11 protein-coding genes are annotated in these 16,869 nt (G+C 57.4%); all 11 read left to right on the top strand.

Annotated features, from left to right (window positions below; all coding sequences use genetic code 11):
* The first annotated feature begins 33 nt into the window (after positions 1-33).
* The 11 genes from ACA047_RS03670 to ACA047_RS03720 all read left to right on the top strand — a co-directional run bounded on the left by ACA047_RS03670 (position 34) and on the right by ACA047_RS03720 (position 16,283).
* Complete coding sequence (locus tag ACA047_RS03670; protein ID WP_497356770.1) at positions 34-3,024, top strand: type VI secretion system Vgr family protein; 2,991 nt, start codon at positions 34-36, stop codon at positions 3,022-3,024.
* 23 nt (positions 3,025-3,047) lie between these two features.
* Entirely contained in the window at positions 3,048-3,983 is a 936-nt protein-coding gene (locus ACA047_RS03675) for a pentapeptide repeat-containing protein (protein ID WP_497356772.1), read from the top strand.
* A 10-nt stretch (positions 3,984-3,993) separates the two neighbouring features.
* Positions 3,994-4,641, top strand: coding sequence for a DUF3540 domain-containing protein (locus tag ACA047_RS03680; RefSeq protein ID WP_497356774.1), 648 nt, complete (start codon positions 3,994-3,996; stop codon positions 4,639-4,641).
* Positions 4,642-4,651: 10 nt separating this feature from the next.
* Entirely contained in the window at positions 4,652-5,059 is a 408-nt protein-coding gene (locus ACA047_RS03685) for a DUF4150 domain-containing protein (protein WP_497356776.1), read from the top strand.
* Positions 5,060-5,236: 177 nt separating this feature from the next.
* On the top strand, positions 5,237-5,827 hold the full coding sequence (locus ACA047_RS03690) for a hypothetical protein (RefSeq protein ID WP_497356778.1): 591 nt from the start codon (positions 5,237-5,239) through the stop codon (positions 5,825-5,827).
* On the top strand, positions 5,824-6,438 hold the full coding sequence (tssJ, locus tag ACA047_RS03695) for a type VI secretion system lipoprotein TssJ (protein ID WP_497356780.1): 615 nt from the start codon (positions 5,824-5,826) through the stop codon (positions 6,436-6,438). The genes ACA047_RS03690 and tssJ overlap by 4 nt, the downstream gene beginning before the upstream one ends.
* Before the next feature lie 61 nt (positions 6,439-6,499).
* A complete protein-coding gene (tssK, locus tag ACA047_RS03700; RefSeq protein ID WP_497356782.1) occupies positions 6,500-7,882 on the top strand; it encodes a type VI secretion system baseplate subunit TssK in 1,383 nt (460 codons plus the stop codon).
* On the top strand, positions 7,879-8,547 hold the full coding sequence (locus ACA047_RS03705) for a DotU family type IV/VI secretion system protein (RefSeq protein ID WP_497356784.1): 669 nt from the start codon (positions 7,879-7,881) through the stop codon (positions 8,545-8,547). Before tssK ends, ACA047_RS03705 begins: the two co-directional genes overlap by 4 nt.
* Positions 8,547-12,482: a type VI secretion protein IcmF/TssM N-terminal domain-containing protein gene (locus ACA047_RS03710; protein ID WP_497356786.1), complete on the top strand. Its 3,936-nt coding sequence runs from the start codon at positions 8,547-8,549 to the stop codon at positions 12,480-12,482. Before ACA047_RS03705 ends, ACA047_RS03710 begins: the two co-directional genes overlap by 1 nt.
* Complete coding sequence (locus tag ACA047_RS03715; RefSeq protein WP_497356788.1) at positions 12,479-15,613, top strand: response regulator; 3,135 nt, start codon at positions 12,479-12,481, stop codon at positions 15,611-15,613. Before ACA047_RS03710 ends, ACA047_RS03715 begins: the two co-directional genes overlap by 4 nt.
* Entirely contained in the window at positions 15,594-16,283 is a 690-nt protein-coding gene (locus ACA047_RS03720; RefSeq protein ID WP_497356790.1) for a two component system response regulator, read from the top strand. Before ACA047_RS03715 ends, ACA047_RS03720 begins: the two co-directional genes overlap by 20 nt.
* The last annotated feature ends 586 nt before the right edge of the window (positions 16,284-16,869 follow it).

Raw genomic sequence — 16,869 nt, forward strand, 5'->3', positions numbered from 1 at the left:
TCATCACTTTTTTTATTCGTGGAGAACTACCTCATGCCCAATGAGTGGGTCACATCTGTGACGTCGCAGATCTCTGCCTCGGACGTTGCACTGTGCAGTTTTTCCAGTGAAGGTTTGACGGGGCAGACTCTGCGGGTAGTCGATTGGCAGGGCACTGAGGCGTTGTCGCGTCCTTACCGGTTCGAGATTCGCCTGACGACTCAGGATGCTCTGTTGGACGATGAAGCCATGCTCTTGCAGCCGGCCACGCTTTCAATAACGGATGCGGTGGGTAAACCACAGCCATATCACGGTTTTGTCACCGACGTGGAGCAACTGGACAGCTACGGCGACCACTACTTTTTTCGCGTGGTCCTGGAGCCACGCATGTCGCTGTTGCGCCAGTTTCGTTTTTCCGAGGTGTGGGTCGGCGCATCGCTGAATTCAATCATCCGTGATGTTCTTCGCCTTGCAGATTTGATAGAGCCCTGCTCGTCGGACAGTTTGGCGGCTATCACTGAAGACAGTGATTACTATCTTCAACTACATGACGATACTTACGTCGCCATCAACTTTACCTGTCAGTTCGAAGAAACGTGTTTTACGTTTCTTTCTCGTTTGCTTGAGCACTACGGCGTTTACTATTTCTTCGTGCAGGGTGCCAAAAAAGAAATGTTGGTGTTCTGTGATGATCTGCGTTTTCAGCCCAAGACTGAGACAGTGGTGAACTACCAGCCGCTGGATCGTGGTCTGGATGTCGAAACACGACAGGCGCTGGCCCGGTCTTTCAAGCGCCGATCAATAAGCCAGAGTCAGAATGTCATTCTCAAGGATTTCTCCGGGGCTAGTCCGAAACTGGAGTTGTTTGCCGATTCATCGGTTGCCGAGGCGAGCCTACTTACCGGCGTGGGTGCTACACAGGCTATCGTGACAAAGCCATTCAAAGCCTATTTTGGAGAATATGGTCTGTATGGCGAGCATTTCGGGTCTGTGCTGGAGGGCAAATGGCTAGCTAAACGCCGCGCGCAAGCGCTAGGTTGCAGGACCCGGGAGTTCCACGGCAATGGCCGTGCTACAGGTCTGAGAGCCGGTTATTTGATGCGGCTCGCGATGCATCCACGGGCGCAACTCAATGACGCCTACCAGGTGATCGAGGTGCAGCATGAAGGCAGCCAGCCCGTGCCCGGCCTGGAGCACAGTTATAACGACGATCACAAACATTCCGATACGCGTTTTGTAGCCTTACCTGCCGGCGTGCAGTATCGCCCTGCCTGCGACACGCCGAAACCCAATATTCGCGGTGTGTTCAGTGCGGTTATTGAAGGCGATAACAGCGGCCAGCCGCTGTTGAATGAGAACGGCTGTTACAAGGTCAGGTTTCCATTCGTGAGAAGCAGTCATGATGCCACGCACGGTTCTGCATGGTTGCGAATGGCGAGCCTGTCCAGCGGTACCCATCATGGCTTGAACCTGCCGCTTCTCAACGGGGCAGAAGTGCTGGTGGCGTTTCTCGGCGGCGACCCGGATCGCCCGGTGATTACCGGCACGGTTCCCAACGCCGAGAACCCTAATCCGGTGACAGAACGAAACCTTACGCAACGTGGCTTTTCCAGCCCCGGCGGCAATTATCTTGTGGCTGACGATAGTGCGCTGGGCACCAAGTTCACCATGGGCTCGCCCATTGCCGAGAGCCGGTTGGCGTTGGGGCTTGGTGCTTTTCAAGGTGCGCACTTAAGCACGAAAGCACATATGGAGTTCGCCTCCGATACGTACAGCCACTATGTGGGCGATGTTTATCGCTTAAGCATAGGCAAAGCCGGAGATGCCAAGGTTTCAGACATCGTGGTGGGCAAGAAAATTCGTGATGATAACTTTGATGCGTTTGGCGGGCGGAAGATACCAGCTTTAGACGATTTTCTGGGCACCTGGAAAACCTGGGCGAGCCTATCGGTGGCAGGTGCAGGCCAAAGCGACGCGACGTATTCGGCGCAACTCAATACCGCCACGACTCAGCGCACAGTCAGTAAAGGCACCGACAAGCAAGACTATACCAATCACGAGACGGTGCTTAATTACAACCAGCGCGGTACCAAGGCCGATGTCAATGAAGGCGATGGGTATCGCTTTGACCGCCACAGGATGGAGGCATCGCAAGTACACAGGATCAAGTCGACCAGTTTTGCGTTGGATACGGTGATTACCACCATTGATACGACCCTGTTCAATGTCGTGACCGATACCGGGGGGCTGACCGGTATCAATTCGCTGACCGTCAGGGGGAATGACCAGACCATTACCCTTGATAGCCGAGGCATCGTGATCAAAACGTCGAGCTCGTACCCGATCGTGCTGGATGGTCATGTGGTGATTGCCGGCAGTTTGCTGGTCAAGGAGACAGTGCTGGTCGAGAAGGAGATGAATGTCAAAACATCAATCATCTCGAACAGCGTGGCGACCAAGAGTATGTCGTGCGATGAATTGAACGCGGCCAAGACGAATGAGGGGGCTGCCTTGAAAATAGTCCCTGTGGATACTCAATCAAAAAAATTCGAAAAGGACCATCAGGCTAAATATAAAGACGAACGCTCTGATATGACCAAAAACCTTAACAAGGCTGCGGCACTGAATGGTGCGGTGCTGAAAGTTCAAAGTGCCTATTTGCAAAAAAAGGCGAGCGCTCTCAAAAGCCCAGTGGCGCTATCGTCGGGTCTGGCGGACAAGCTTTACGAGGCGCAAGAGTTGTTGAAGATGGTGCTTCACACTGCACAAGGCGTCAAAGACGTTTATGACGCAGCTATGGCGCTGCTTGTCCCCAAGGCCCCGGATGCTTCGATCAGCGGCCCAATCGTCAAACGCATGGAGGACGGCCCTTCCAAAGGGTTGGGGGGCGTAATATTGGCTGGAGCAGCCGCTGGCTATGCTGCTGTCAGCACAGGCAAAGCCGTGGTATCGGCCGCAACTTCTGTTGCGGCCGCAGCGGGGCCTGGTATCAAAACGGCTGCTGACGGGGCAGTTGCCTTCTCCAAAGGGCAGTTGCCCAAATGATCTGCGTTGAACAGGCATCCTGTGTGACCGCTGACGAATTGCGCATCCGTTTGGCTCAAGCCGAACCGTTGCGTGACCTGGTCTTGGCCGGGGGCGATTATCGCGGTGTTGATTTGGATGAAGCCCGTTTTGAGCGGGTGGACGCTCGTGGCGCAATATTCAGTGGAGCCAACCTGAGTGGCAGTCAATGGCGCGGTTGCCAGTTGAGCGATGTGGACTTTTCCCATTGCCAGTTTGAGGCCGTAACGCTGACGGATTGCACACTGGATCGTGCGCGTTTTGTCGGTGCCCGGCTGAGCGGCGGGCGCTGGCTACGCAGCACTGCGGCATTGCCGGACTTCAGTGGTGCTGAACTGCGGGGCATCAGCTTTTATGAGGGGGTGTTTGGTCAGTGGGTGTTGTCCGGCCTCAGCATTGAGCAATGCCAATGGGAAGGTTGTACTTTCGACGAGCTTCAGGCGAAAAATGTCGATTGGCATCAAGTGCGGATGATTCAGTGTCGGTTTGACAGTGCCAGTTTTGTTCAAGCCCGACTCGTTCGTTGCGCATTCGACCAGTCAGTGTTTGTGCGCGCTGATTTTGAAGCCATTAATACTCGATCAACTTCTTTCTATAAATGCAGTGGTGCAAACCTGCGGTTCGTAGGAGCCCAGCTCAAGCAGGCAATATTCAGCGAGGCGCAACTTGCGTCGGCAGACTTCACTGGGGCCTGCCTGGACCGGGCCAATCTCAACAAGGCCGATATGACGGGTAGCCTGTTCACCGACGCATCGTTGCAGCACGCCCAATGCCAGGCGATGAAAGCGGCCCAGGCTTCGTTCGTTAAAGCCAATCTTGATGGCACGGACTTTCACGCTGCTGAACTCGATGGCTGCGACTGGCGCGACGCCGACCGTACCTCCATTCGTCCCGAAGACAGCGAACGCCTCGCAGCGCAGCGCTGGCAACCCCTTTTATAGGTGCTCTCCCATGCATGAAGCTCTGCAATTTATTGATCAACCCGCCACTTTGCGCCATGTGCGAATCAATGCTGTCGAGGGCGAACGCTTTGGTGTGGTCAGTGCTGAAGGCCATCGTTACTGGTTGAAGCCCGCCATGGGCTGCCTGTTGCAGCCGGCCGTGGGAGATTGCGTGTTGATTTCGCTGTCGGGCGATCAGGGCTACATCCTCAGCGTGCTTGAGCGCAGCCAGGCGCAGTGCAGCGAGTTACGGGTGCCAGGGGATTTGTATCTCAACGTGGGGGCAGGCGCATTGAATATCCAGGCGCGTGACGGCGTGGAGCTGGATGCGGGAGCGAACCTGGAGGTCGCCGCGCAAGCCAGTTCGGCGTGTTTCAACAAGACCGACATCCGTGTCGATCGGTTGAGCGTTACCGGCGATCGCTTTGAGAGTCATTGGCAGGCGCTTGATGAGCACGTCGAATACCTCAGCCAAAAGGTAACTCGCCACGATGCTCAATACGGCGACAGTCGACGACAGGTGCAGGGCCATGAGGAGCTGAGCAACGGTTCGTTGCGCCAACGGGTCGAGGGTGACTGGAGTGTTCGCGCAGAAACGCTGGACCTGTTCGCCGACGTGGCTGTTGCCGTGGATGCCAAACACATCAAGCTGGGTTAGGAGAGGCGCCATGTACATGCTCAATAACGGCGGGGCCATTGCCACGTCTTCGCAACCCGATATTTGCAAAACCCCCTCACCAGCCGGACCTGTGCCGATGCCCTATCCCAATATCGCGGATACCAGCATGGCCGATCCGGGCGGGCTGGTGAATGAGGTGCTGGTGGCAGGTATGCCAGCACTTAACCAGAAGAGCAAAGTGACCACCAGCAGCGGTGATGAGGCCGGCACTCAAGGTGGATTGGTCAGTGGCAAGAACATGGGCGAAATGACCTTTACCGATGGCAGCACCAAAGTCATGGTCGGCGGTAAACCTGCCGTTCGGGTGACGACGCAAACCATGCAGAACGGAACGCCGGGCAATACGAACGGTGTGGTATCGGCCGGTAGCCAGGTCTTTGTGACTGTCATGGCGTGAGTCTGGTTCGGGCGACTGTCCGACGTGTTGCCGCGGCAATGGCCGATCAGCAAGGTGCAAGCCGAAGCGATCAGGTGTTTGCCTGAAGGTTAGGCCTCTGTCGGGGGCATAAAGTAATGCTGTAGAGGGTCCCTGTGGTCACGGGCTCTGTTCTCATCTTCAAGAAAGGATGGATCGATGTCCCTCACTGATTTGGCACTGTGTTCGTTTTCCAGCCTTGCGCCGTCATTGCTGCTGGAAAAACTGTGGGTACAGCAATGGCGCGGCGAAGAAAGCCTTTCGCAGCCTGATCGCTTTGAAGTGCGGTTGGCGACGATCAATCCACTGTTCAATGATGAAGCCTTGCTCGGTGATCGAGCGGTTCTGACCCTGAGTGACGACCGGGGTATGCCGCATCCCTATCACGGCATTGTGACGGCAGTTGACTATCTGGATGCCGACACCGTCTACCACTATTACCGAGTGGTACTGGCCAGGTTCATCGCACTGCCCAGCGATGTGCAGCTCCGCACGCCGAGCGTGACGCCCAAGCCTAGCGTGCAAGGTTTGCTCAGCGCCATCGTCGATGGTGATGAGAGCAGCACCCCGTTACTCAACCAGCATGGTCGCTACAAGGTCAGCTTCCCGTTCATTCGTGGCGAGAAAAACACCACCCGTGGCTCTGCCTGGGGGCGCATGGCGACCATGTCCAGTGGTTTACATAACGCCCATAACACGATCGGTAGGGTCAGCAAGCCCAGTCAGACCAAGGTCATGGTGTTTACATGAAGAGAACACTCTTATATCTAGCGATGTGCCTGATGTTTGTCGGCTGCAGCAGCCAGGAAATGACGCCGGAACAAAAGGCCCTGAGTGAGCTGAAGTGGGGCTACGCCGAAAACGCCATCGAGCTGACTTTCACTGCGGACAACGACCTGAATCAGTACGACGGCCAGGCCCACAACTTGATGGTGGTGGTTACCCAGTTCGATCAGATCAGTGCGTTTTCGGCCTACACCGGCAGCTCCCAGCAACTGAGCAGCCTGTTGCTGATGAACAGCGCGCCGACCGGGATGATCGGCTTTACCCGGTTGTTCATCGAGCCAGGTCAAAGCAAGCAGTTGAGCCTGCCAAGGCTTGAGGGCGCAAAGATGGTCGGGATCGCTGCGGGCTACGCCCATCTGGACCCGACGCGCAGCGCCAAGCTGTATCAGATCGGCGTCGATGTCACTTCCACCGGCTGGTTCAGCAAGACCTGGGCCGCTACGCCGCAGCCCATTGCCATCGATTTGCTGTTAGGGCCCGATGCGCTGTTGCGCGGCAAGGAAAGTCGCCTTGCGTTGCCCAAGCCGGTGCAGCCCCGAGAGGGCGAGGTGCGCCTGCCGGGCGCCCAGGACTGACCTTTTTATATTGAGCTTTGCCGCTACCACCTTCCCCATCTTTTGCCCGAACGCGAGCCCTATGAATATCGATCAGTTGTTGTATTGGCATCAGGGCTTGTTTCTGCAGCCTCAGCATTTTCAGCAGAACGACGCGCGTATCGAGCATCGTCTGACCCGCACCACGGAGTTGAACCATCCTTACCCGTGGGGCTTGATCTCCCTGAAAATCAACGAGTCCGCGTTGGTTGCCAAACAGTGCCTGCTGGATCAATTGTCGGTGCGCTTCCCCGAAGGCGCATTGGCTGAATATCCGGGTAATGCGGTGCTGGAGTCGCGCACCCTTGACCTGGGTGAATTCAATGGCGGTCGCACGTTGTTTGTGGGGCTGCGCCGCTTGCTGCCAGGCGATGCCAATGCGCAAGTGTTCGAGACTCTGGCAGACGGCTCCCGCGCCGAAGCACGCTTCGTGGTGGCCGCTGACCCGGAAGTGATCGGCGACCGTCTCGGCAATTCTCCGGAAGCGCGGGTGCGCTCAATGTCCTACGTGCTGCGCCTGTTCTGGGAAGACGAGCTGGAGCATTTGAGTAGCTATGAATTGCTGCCGATAGCCCGCCTTGAGCTGGACGGCGACCGTGTGCGACCTGCGCAGCGCTATGTGCCACCGTCAGTCAATCTCGCGGCGTCACCGATGCTCCTGCAAACCTTGCGTGAGGTACGCGACGAGCTGGTCGGCAGGGCTCGGCAGTTGTCGGTATACAAACAGCCGGGTGAGTCGCGGCGGGGGGATTTCGACGGTGCCCAGGTGAATCATTTAATGGCCCTGGCTGTGCTGAATCGCTACGGTCCGTTGTTGACTCATCTGATGGAAACACCGCAGGTCTCGCCCTGGCAGTTATACGGCACCCTTCGCCAACTGGTGGGTGAGTTGAGTCTGTTCTCCGACGTCTGCGATATGCTCGGTGAAACCCCGGATGGCCGCTTGCTGGTCCCGCCCTACAAACATGAAGAGGCGGGGGCTGCGACCATTGCCCTGGCGGCATTGATCGGCCTGCTGCTTAATGAAATCAGCATCGGTTCCGAATTGCTTGTGCGTTTGCAACCCTCTGAAGGTTTCTATCAGGCCGAATTGCCGGACGCCTTTTTTGGCCCGCGTCATCGATACTTCCTGGTGGCACGCAGCGCGGTCGACCCGGTCTGGCTGGCCGAGAGCCTGCCGCTGGATGGCAAACTGGGTGCCGTCAGCGTCATGGAAGGGCTGATCAACCGTGCCCTGCCAGGCGTCGAGATGATTTATCTACAAGTACCGCCACAAGGCTTGCCGCGTGTAGCAGGTGCGCTGTATTTCCGTCTGGAAACACTGAGTGACGGCTGGGAAACGCTGCAAGGCGAACGTCAGGCGGCGTTCTTTCTGCCACAGCCATTGGCTGATCTGGTCATTGATCTGGTGGTAGTACGCTCATGACCAGTCCCCGACTTGCTGGCTGCTGGACGCCGATTTTCGATGCTGCCAAGCAAGGCTTCATTGATCCGGCCCAATCCTATGACTCCCTTTCACCGATGCTGATCGCACTGCTTGATGCCGCCGCGAACCATGCCCGGGAATTACACTTTGCTGAAGCTGAAGTGCGCGAGGCGCTGTTCGCAGTAGTGGCCTGGATCGACGAAACGGCCATGTCTGGCGAGTGGCCCGGTTCAGCGCAGTGGCGTCGTGCACCGCTGCAACGTCATTACTTTTCCACCAGCCGTGCCGGTGTTGAGTTCTTTCAGCGTCTGGAAGCGCTGCCCGAGGCCGCGGTGCAGGCCCGGGAAGTATTCGGGTTGGCCTTGTTAAGTGGCTTTGAAGGTCGATATGCGACCCGTCCGGGAGGCGAGTTGGCCCAGTACCGTCGGTTGCTGCTGGAGCGGATCATCCTTGATCACAAAATGGAGCCGCTGGATGCCTCCAGCCACCTTTTTGAACAACCCGAAGACCATCTGCCGAAGCGCACTCGCGTGGTGCGCCGTGGCTTGCCCGGTATTTCGTTGCTTCTGCTGATTGGCATTCCCCTGATTGTGTTGACCGTGCTTTACATCAGTTTCGATCTCTCGCTGAGTCGACAAGTCAGTCAACTGCTGGAGATGCGCTGATGTTAAAGAAAGCCGGGATCTTCATGCTGTGGGTGCTGCTGCTGGCAGCCTTTGTCCTGTGGTTATGGGCGTTGGCACTCTATGAGGACTGGCCACTGTGGTATGTACCGCTGATCTTTATCGGGACTGTACTGGCGTTCCTGGCGCTGGGCTGGATCGGACGCCGCTGGCACGCCTGGCGTTTACGGGCGCGAATGAAAAGCGAGTTGCCAACGAGTCGTCAGGATGAGGCGCCCAACCTGGATCAGGACTGGAGCCGTGGTGTGCGCATGCTGCGCGAGTCACGGCTGAGCCGCTTGGGTTCCCCTCTGTATGTGCTGCCCTGGTTTCTGATGCTGGGCGAGAGTGGCAGCGGTAAAAGCAGTCTTCTGCACAACAGCGGACTGACCTCGGCATTGCGTTCGAGTAGCGGGGGCCAGCAGGCGACCGGGACACTGGATTGGTGGTTCCTTGAGCGTGGGGTGATCATTGACCCGGCAGGACGCATGGCCGAGGGTAACAGCGACGTCGGCGCGGAATGGCGGCGGCTGCTTTACTGGTTGCTGCGTTCGCGGCGTCGGGAACCGCTCAACGGCGTGCTGCTGGTGATCGATAGCAAACGCTTGCTGACAGATTCCGATGAGCGTCTGGCCGAACAGGGACACAATCTGCGTCGCCGTCTTGATGACCTGGTAAAAGTGTTCGGCGCACGGCTGCCGGTATATTTCATCATCACGGGTGCTGAAGCCGTGCCGGGTTTCGCGCAATGGGGTACAGCACTTACGCCCATACAACGTGAACAGTCATTTGGTTTGCTTAGCCAGCATCGCACTGGCGCGGGTGCTTTTCTCGATGAAATGTTCAGCGGACTCGGTCAGCGCCTGTCTGATCTGCGCATAGAGCTTGGGGTACGCGGCCTGCCTGACAAAGAGGCCTTCAGCCTGCCGGAACGCATCGGTGATTTGCGTCCGCGCCTTGGGAAGCTGCTGCTGCCGGCCTTTGACGCCAATCCCTACAGCGAACCACCTCTGCTGTGCGGGCTGTTTTTCACCGCGCAAGGGCAGGATTGTGACGCGCAAGAGGAGGGCTGGTTCAGCCACGAGCTACTGGGGCAGCTATTGCCAGGGCAGCGTCACGCGTATCAAACCATCGACAGTTGGCGTCGCTGGCGGCGGCTGTTGGCCCACGCCGCAGTGATTGCATGGTTGGGATTGTGCATCGGGTTTGGTGTGCTGTTGGTCTATGCTGACCGTCATACCCAAGCAGTGCTCACCGAAGCGCTCAATGAACCACCGGCTCCATCTGCCTTTGCCGGTGGATTGGAGACCGATCTGGATGCGTTGCGTCTTTTCCGGCAAGCGCTGATCAATTTGTCTGATGAACAGCAGGGTGGATGGCGTTCGTTACTGCCGTTCTCACGGCATATCGAGCAGGTGCAGGAACACTACCGTGCTGATTACGTAAAGCTGTTCGACAGCCAGATACGTAACCCGGTTTTCGATGGCTTCATTTCACAAAACCTCAGCAATGCATTAAACAGCGGTAACCCTCGGTTGATTGCCGCTTATGCAGAGTTCCTGGTGCGGCGTATCAATCTGCTCGACGCACGGCTCAACAATCAGTCGATGAGTAACTTGCCGATGCCAGGATCAGAGGTGGGGTTCCTGAACCTGGCCTACGGTACTAAAGACCTGATCAGCGCTGGGCAATTGATCACCCTGGGGACCAGCTATCGCTCCTATCTGGAATGGCAAACCGATATACCGCAGATGCAGAGCCAGCGTGCTGCTTTGCTGGGGCAGCTCGAAAGTATGGTGCTTGAGTCGCGTGACTTGTCCTGGCTGACGGCTTGGGCTGAGCTGCAAGACGATCTGCAACCCATGCTGCTCAGCGAATACTGGACCGATACTGATAACCCAAGCTTGAGTCTTTCTGAGGCCTATACCTCACAAGGACACAACGCGATACTTGGTTTCTTCGACGAACTGGGTCGCGCCAGCCGTGACCAGACGCTGTGGAAGGCGCAGCGGGTGAAGTTTCTGGATCAGTATCAGAGCGATACTCAGGATGCCTGGTATCGGTTTATACAGGGCAGCTTGCTCAGCGCGCAGACCCGCCTGAAAACCCGCAGTGACTGGCAGCAAGCCCTCGGTGTTGTGGCTACTCCCAGCGATCCTTTCCTCATGCTTCTGCATCGCAGCGCCATGCGTTTCGAGTTGATTCCGGTCGAGCACCGGGCTCCTTGGGTGAACCGTGCGGTGTCGATGGACCGCTTGCTCAAACTCGCCAATAACAACGATTTGCAGGCGGAATCGGGTGCACTGAGTAATTTCAAGGTGACCAACGCGCTGGGCGGTGATGTGCTCAAAGGCATGGTCAACGGCGGGTCGATCGAGAGTGGTGTCAATGGGCTGCGCGATGAACTGGCTCAGACACGTGCCATGGCTAAATTTCAACAGTTGATGGCGGGTGTGGTTACCGATCTGCAGAAAAACGACGCACAAGCCTTTCAGGTCGCCCTCGACACCTGGGGTTTTGGTGCCGATCCTGCGGTCAAATCCGCGCCCCTTTGGGAAGCGGACCGTATTCGCAGCGCCATGATTCAAGCGCTGAAGACAACGGACCCGCGTGAAGATGTGGTCTGGTCGCTGGTGACCGGTCAATTGGATTTCTCCTTGCACTACATTGCGCAAGTGGCGGCCTGTCGTCTCCAAAGTGACTGGAGCGGTCAATTACTCAGTTCGATCCAGGGCGTTCACGACCCCGTCATGCTCAACGAGCTGTTGTACGGTGATCGCGGTCAGCTCCCTGCCTTTATGAGTGGCCCGGTGAAAACCTTCGTGCAGCGCGATGTGCAGCGCTACAGCGGTCGGGAATCCCTGGGCGTCCAGATCCCTTTGACGGGGGCCTTTTACGCCTACGTCAGTCGCATGCAGCATGCCCAGAACGATCTGACCAGCGCCCAGCGGCAAAGCCAGACCCAGCAGGCGACCGAGCAACAAAGCAAGCAGGCGCTGGATGCCGAGCAGAAAACCCTCGTGGCGCAACGGGCCGACCTCAAGCAAAGCATTGCAACGCTGCAGGCCACGGCTGCGGTGGTGGAGCTTTCTGCCTCGCCGTCTCAGGTCAATCTCGGCGCCCGGTCCTTGCCCCAGCAGACGCGTCTGACGCTGCAGTGCAACGGTCATTCGACGGTCCTGGATAACTTCAACTTCCCCACCAGCGCCAGCTTCGTCTGGGCGCCAGGGGCTTGTGCGGATGTCTCACTGGAGATCAGTTTTGCTAACTTCAAGCTGACCCGGCACTGGACAGGTGATCGGGCCTTCGTGGACTTCCTGAGATTGTTCAATGGCGGCCAACACACCTTCACTGCTGCCGATTTCCCGAGCCAGCGCAATCTGATGGGCAGCGAAAACCTGATCGGCATCCAACTGACCTATCGCCAAGAGGGTGAACAGGCGTTGCTGGAGAAATACGCCAAAGCCGATGAGCTGCAGTTTCAGGTCGATACCCTCGATGAACGCCTGAAAGCCATTGCTGAGCAGCTGATGGCGATGGAGGCCCAGGCGGCCGCCATGAATGTGAGTCTTTCAGCGCTTGGATCGCCGGCTCAGCAAGGTGTCGCCAATATTCAGCCGCCCACCCAGATCGCTTGGTGCTGGACACCGCGACCCGTGGATACCGGGCTGGCTGCCGGCGAGGGGCTGCGTCTGGACCTTGGCGTCTACGACAACGAAATACGCATGAGAAACCTGGAGGCGCAATTGCGCACGCTGGGGTTTGCGACCCAACGTGAAGCAGCACAAACCGCAACTGGAGAACCGGCGCATCGCTTGCTGGTGGTGTCGTTGCGTGACGATGCAGTTGCGCAACTGGCGATTCGAGATGTTGCACGCAAGATGGGCGTTGTTGCGAAACTTGAGAGTACCGCCTCTGGCAAAGTCGGCATGCGATGACGGGCTGGAGACGCTCCCTGGCGCTGCGTATTACCTGTGTGCTGGCACTGGTCCTGGGCCTGAGCTGGTGCGTGGCCGCCGGGCTCAGCGCCTGGCGAACCTTTGAGCAATTGCAAAACGAGGCGCTGAATGATCTCAGTCAGCGTCTGCGCTTGCTGTCCAGTGTCGATAACGATGATTTTCGCGACGCGCAAGAGGGTGCAAAGCGGCTCATGACCCGCTGGAACAATGGTTCGGCCAATGAGTTTGGCAGCAATATCTTCCAGCGCAGCACCATGCACTGGGTACTCAACCAGTCACTACAAAGCGACGCAGACAACCTTGTAGTCATTGATAAGCTGGCACGGGCAGCCTCTGCGGCTGAAGCTTTCGGTACTGCGGGGCAAGCAATGACCGTTGATACGTTTTTCTATTTCCCGGATGCCGGTGCGGCCTTCTCTACGCAGGTCGATATCCCGGCAGGCTTTGTCCAGAACCGTGCTGTTCAGTTGCGTGAGCTGTTCAACCAGTTAGAAGTAAATGGCCCCGAAGTTGTTTGGTCCGGGCCCTATCACGATGCATTGCTCGACCAGCAATTGCTCAGCGTGGCGGTCGTTTCCAGGGATGCTTGGGGTAAGCCTCTGTTCATGACCGGGTATGAGTTGAAGCTTGATGATCGCCTGAGCCGTATCGAGCAGTTGCTCAGTGGGTACCCGAGTCTGTTGCTGGATGCGCATGGACGAAGGGTGGCCGACCTTTCCGGGAACTCGATGAGCGCTGTCTCTCAAGACGATTTGAAGACGCTGCTGGCTGGCTTTTCGGATCAATCCGATTTTCCGCAGATCGGTTATTTTGACGATTCGCCAATGGTGATCGCCCGTCTTAGTCAGCCGGACTGGTATTTGCTGACGCTTTATCCGCAAGCTCAACTTCGCGCTGGTGCTCTGGGTCTGATTCTGGGGGAAGTGCCGTTTGCGATAATCGGCTTTATCCTGCTGACTCTGGGATTACTGTTGGTATTGCGCCGGCAACTGGCACGACCGCTGGCCTTGTTTGCCCGGGAAATCGAACTCACGGCGGATGGTGATGACCTGTCGCGTCGTCTGCCAGTGACGCGTGAAGATGAACTTGGGCGCTTTGCCAACGCTTACAACAGCCTTCTGGATGCATTAGAGGCTCAGCAGGCGGGGCTGGAAAATCTGGTCGAAGTACGAACCAATGAACTACAGGCCGCACGGCAATTCGCCGAGCAGGCCAACCAACTCAAAGGCCAGTTCCTGGCCAATATGAGCCATGAGATTCGCACCCCGATGAATGCGGTGGTCGGCATGAATCACCTGCTCGCCGATACGCTGCTCAGCCCGCAACAGCAATACTTTGTCACCGTCATACGGGAAAACTCCGAAGCGCTACTGGCGCTGATCAGTGACATTCTGGACCTTTCCAAAATCGAATCCGGCAACTTGACCATTGAACAGATTGAGTTTGATCTGACCGAGGTGGTTGAAGAAGTCATTGAGCTATTGGCGGCTCGTGCGGCCGAAAAGGGTTTGCGTCTGATCTGCTACATCGCCTCCGATGTTCCGGAACAGGTGATGGGTGATCCGTGGAGGCTTCGGCAGATTCTGCTCAATCTTTTGAGTAACGCCGTCAAGTTCACAGCCAGTGGCTCGATTCGTCTGGCGGTCTGGCGTGCAGAAGGTGATCGGCTTGGATTCAAGGTGGTCGACACTGGCATAGGCATCGCGGCCTCTGCGCAGGAGGCCGTGTTCGACGCCTTTCTCCAGGCTGACGCTTCCACCACCCGCAATTACGGCGGTACCGGTTTGGGCTTGTCGATCAGTCAGCGCCTGGCCGGGCTTATGGGCGGCGGCATTGAGTTACAGAGTCAGCCGGATGTTGGCTCCACGTTCAGCCTGACGCTGCCATTGCCGCAATGCCCGGTCCGGGTGGCCGACGTTTCGCGGCTATGGGGGCTGCGGACCCTGGTGATTGACGAACACGGCGAGGAGCGTGAGGCGTTGATGGGTATCCTGGGCCAGTGGCAGGTGCTGTGCCAAGGGGCTTCGAGTGCAGATGATGCGTTGCGGTTAATGCATGAGCAGGCGCAGTTGGGCGTCATGTTCGATCTGGTATTGGTCAACTGGCGTCTGCCTCTGGTCGATGGGATTGAATTTGCGGGAATCTGCCGTGCCAGTGCGCCGTTAGCCTCTGCGCGTATTGTGCTGATGGCCACTCATGTCGAGTCGCTGCCCGATGCTGATCAACTGCGTGCCTGGGGGCTGGCCGCGTGCGTGACCCGACCCGTGCGTCGTCAGCATTTTTATCGGACCTTGTGCCAGGTACAAAGCGGCGCGACACCGACGCTCAACGACGTACCGTCACCTTTACGAGCGCTTGAGCGCCATGACTACAGCCTCGACTTCCTGGTGGTCGATGACATCGCTACCAATCGGGAAATCACGCAACTGTTCCTGGAACGTTTCGGCCACAGGGTCAGCTTGGCCTGCGATGGTGTCGAAGCCCTGAGCATGCTCGGACAGCGGATTTTCGATGCGGTGCTGATGGACGGCCAGATGCCCCGGATGGATGGAATGGAGGCAGTTCGACTGCTCCGTTCGGGACAATCCGGAGCGCTGGATGATGAAGTCTACGTGATTGCCCTGACCGCCAATGCCATGAGCGGTGATCGTGAACGGTTCATTGAAGCTGGCGCCAACGACTACCTCGCCAAACCTGTTCTTCCGGTGCAATTGTTCGATGCGATCACGACAGTGATTGCCCGGCAGTTAGGACGCAAGATGGATTTGCGAGCACAGGAATCACCCTTGCCACTGTTGGCTCAACCCAAAGCGCCACAGCCCGATACGCACGACCCATTGCGATCACCACGCCTGCAGCGGTTGTTCAGCGAGGATTGCCAGACATTGCTGGCCCGAGTCAAGACCGCTATAGGACTGGCCGACCATGCCGAAGCTGCACGTGTCGCCCATAGCCTAAAAGGCAGCGCCGGACAGTTCGGTGAAACGGCATTGGAGGAGGCTGCCGCTTCGCTGGAGCGAGCGGGGCTGGAGGACGACGTTGCGACAATTAATGCAACGCTGCTGCAACTGGAAATGCACTGTTTGACCCTTGCTGCCCGTCAGCCTTGACCCCTTTGAACCGGATGGTCTGAAGATGCCCGAATGCCGTTTATTGCTGGTCGATGACCACGCCATGATTCGTGAGGGGCTTCGTGCTCTGCTTGCCGACGAAGGTCAGGTCACAATAGTGGGCGAGGCCGAGGACGGTCAGCAAGCCATTGCCCTGTGCCGCACCTTGCAGCCCGACCTGGTGCTGATGGACTTGAACATGCCGTTGCTCGACGGCGTTTCGGCTCTCACCCTGATCGGCAAGCGTTGGCCCGACATACAGATCATCGCGTTGACCTCCACCATCTCCGAGCATAACGCCGCCCTGGCGCTTGAGGCCGGTGCGATGGGCTACGTACTCAAACGCAGTCGTCGCGACGATCTGCTGCAAGCCATCAAACAGGTGCGCGCTGGGAAAATCTATATCGACCCAGGCCTTGATGCCGCACAAGTCGCTGCACTGCGAAGCGGTCAAACCGTCAGCGGCATTACCTTGACCGAGCGAGAACGACAAGTCCTCAAGCTCGTCGCCGAAGGCTCACGCAACCGCGATGTTGCGCAAGTTCTGTGTATCAGCTTAAAAACCGTAGAAACACATCGCCTCAATCTGATGAAAAAACTCGACGCTCATAACTCCGCCGACATCGTGCAGTGGGCTTATCGGCTTGGCCTTCTTGGGGAGGCTCAGTAACTTTTTAATGTCATAGGGCGTGGCTTTTCTTGCCCGCTGGGAAGCTGTTTCATAGTGGGGGCTAGTTCCTGAGCGTGCCTGATCATGAACGCATGCGCCGGTCATGATTAGTTGTTCTGTGCTGCATTTAACGATGTGTTGCCCGACTTTCTTGGGGGCCAGGTCTGGTCAGGTTTTCGACTTGTTTCGGATTCAGCTGACCTGTTGGATTTCCGCTGTCGGGGACTGTCAAGCGCAGGCTCAGGATCAAACGGCGGCCTGCTCGCGATGGCGGTATATCAGACAAATAAGTCAGCAACCCCCGACACCCCCCCAGCCGACACCGCCTTGCGCCATTGCCTACAACTACGCCAGAATCCGCCGGCTTGTGCGCCCTTGGCCGCGTCGGTAACTTGGATCTGTCACTGCTCATCAGTGATCGGGTTTAGCAGCCCGTCGAGTTGAGTCGCATCAAGCTTCATCAGTCAGGTATCCCATCCCTGCACTTGATGGTGGCTGTGCGTGGGGCGCCCTCGGGCGCGCCGATTTCTTAGCTCGTCGGTCTGCTAACCCGCGTACAGCTGCCACCCATTTCGTTTAGCAGCGA

Source organism: Pseudomonas sp. LBUM1664 (genome assembly GCF_059695895.1).

Excerpts from the sequence above, each read along its gene's own strand:
- ACA047_RS03715 (WP_497356788.1), top strand. The coding sequence starts at position 12,479 with ATGACGGGCTGGAGACGCTCCCTGGCGCTGCGTATTACCTGTGTGCTG.
- ACA047_RS03685 (WP_497356776.1), top strand. The coding sequence starts at position 4,652 with ATGTACATGCTCAATAACGGCGGGGCCATTGCCACGTCTTCGCAACCC.
- tssK (WP_497356782.1), top strand. The coding sequence starts at position 6,500 with ATGAATATCGATCAGTTGTTGTATTGGCATCAGGGCTTGTTTCTGCAG.
- ACA047_RS03690 (WP_497356778.1), top strand. The coding sequence starts at position 5,237 with ATGTCCCTCACTGATTTGGCACTGTGTTCGTTTTCCAGCCTTGCGCCG.
- ACA047_RS03705 (WP_497356784.1), top strand. The coding sequence starts at position 7,879 with ATGACCAGTCCCCGACTTGCTGGCTGCTGGACGCCGATTTTCGATGCT.
- ACA047_RS03680 (WP_497356774.1), top strand. The coding sequence starts at position 3,994 with ATGCATGAAGCTCTGCAATTTATTGATCAACCCGCCACTTTGCGCCAT.
- ACA047_RS03670 (WP_497356770.1), top strand. The coding sequence starts at position 34 with ATGCCCAATGAGTGGGTCACATCTGTGACGTCGCAGATCTCTGCCTCG.
- tssJ (WP_497356780.1), top strand. The coding sequence starts at position 5,824 with ATGAAGAGAACACTCTTATATCTAGCGATGTGCCTGATGTTTGTCGGC.
- ACA047_RS03710 (WP_497356786.1), top strand. The coding sequence starts at position 8,547 with ATGTTAAAGAAAGCCGGGATCTTCATGCTGTGGGTGCTGCTGCTGGCA.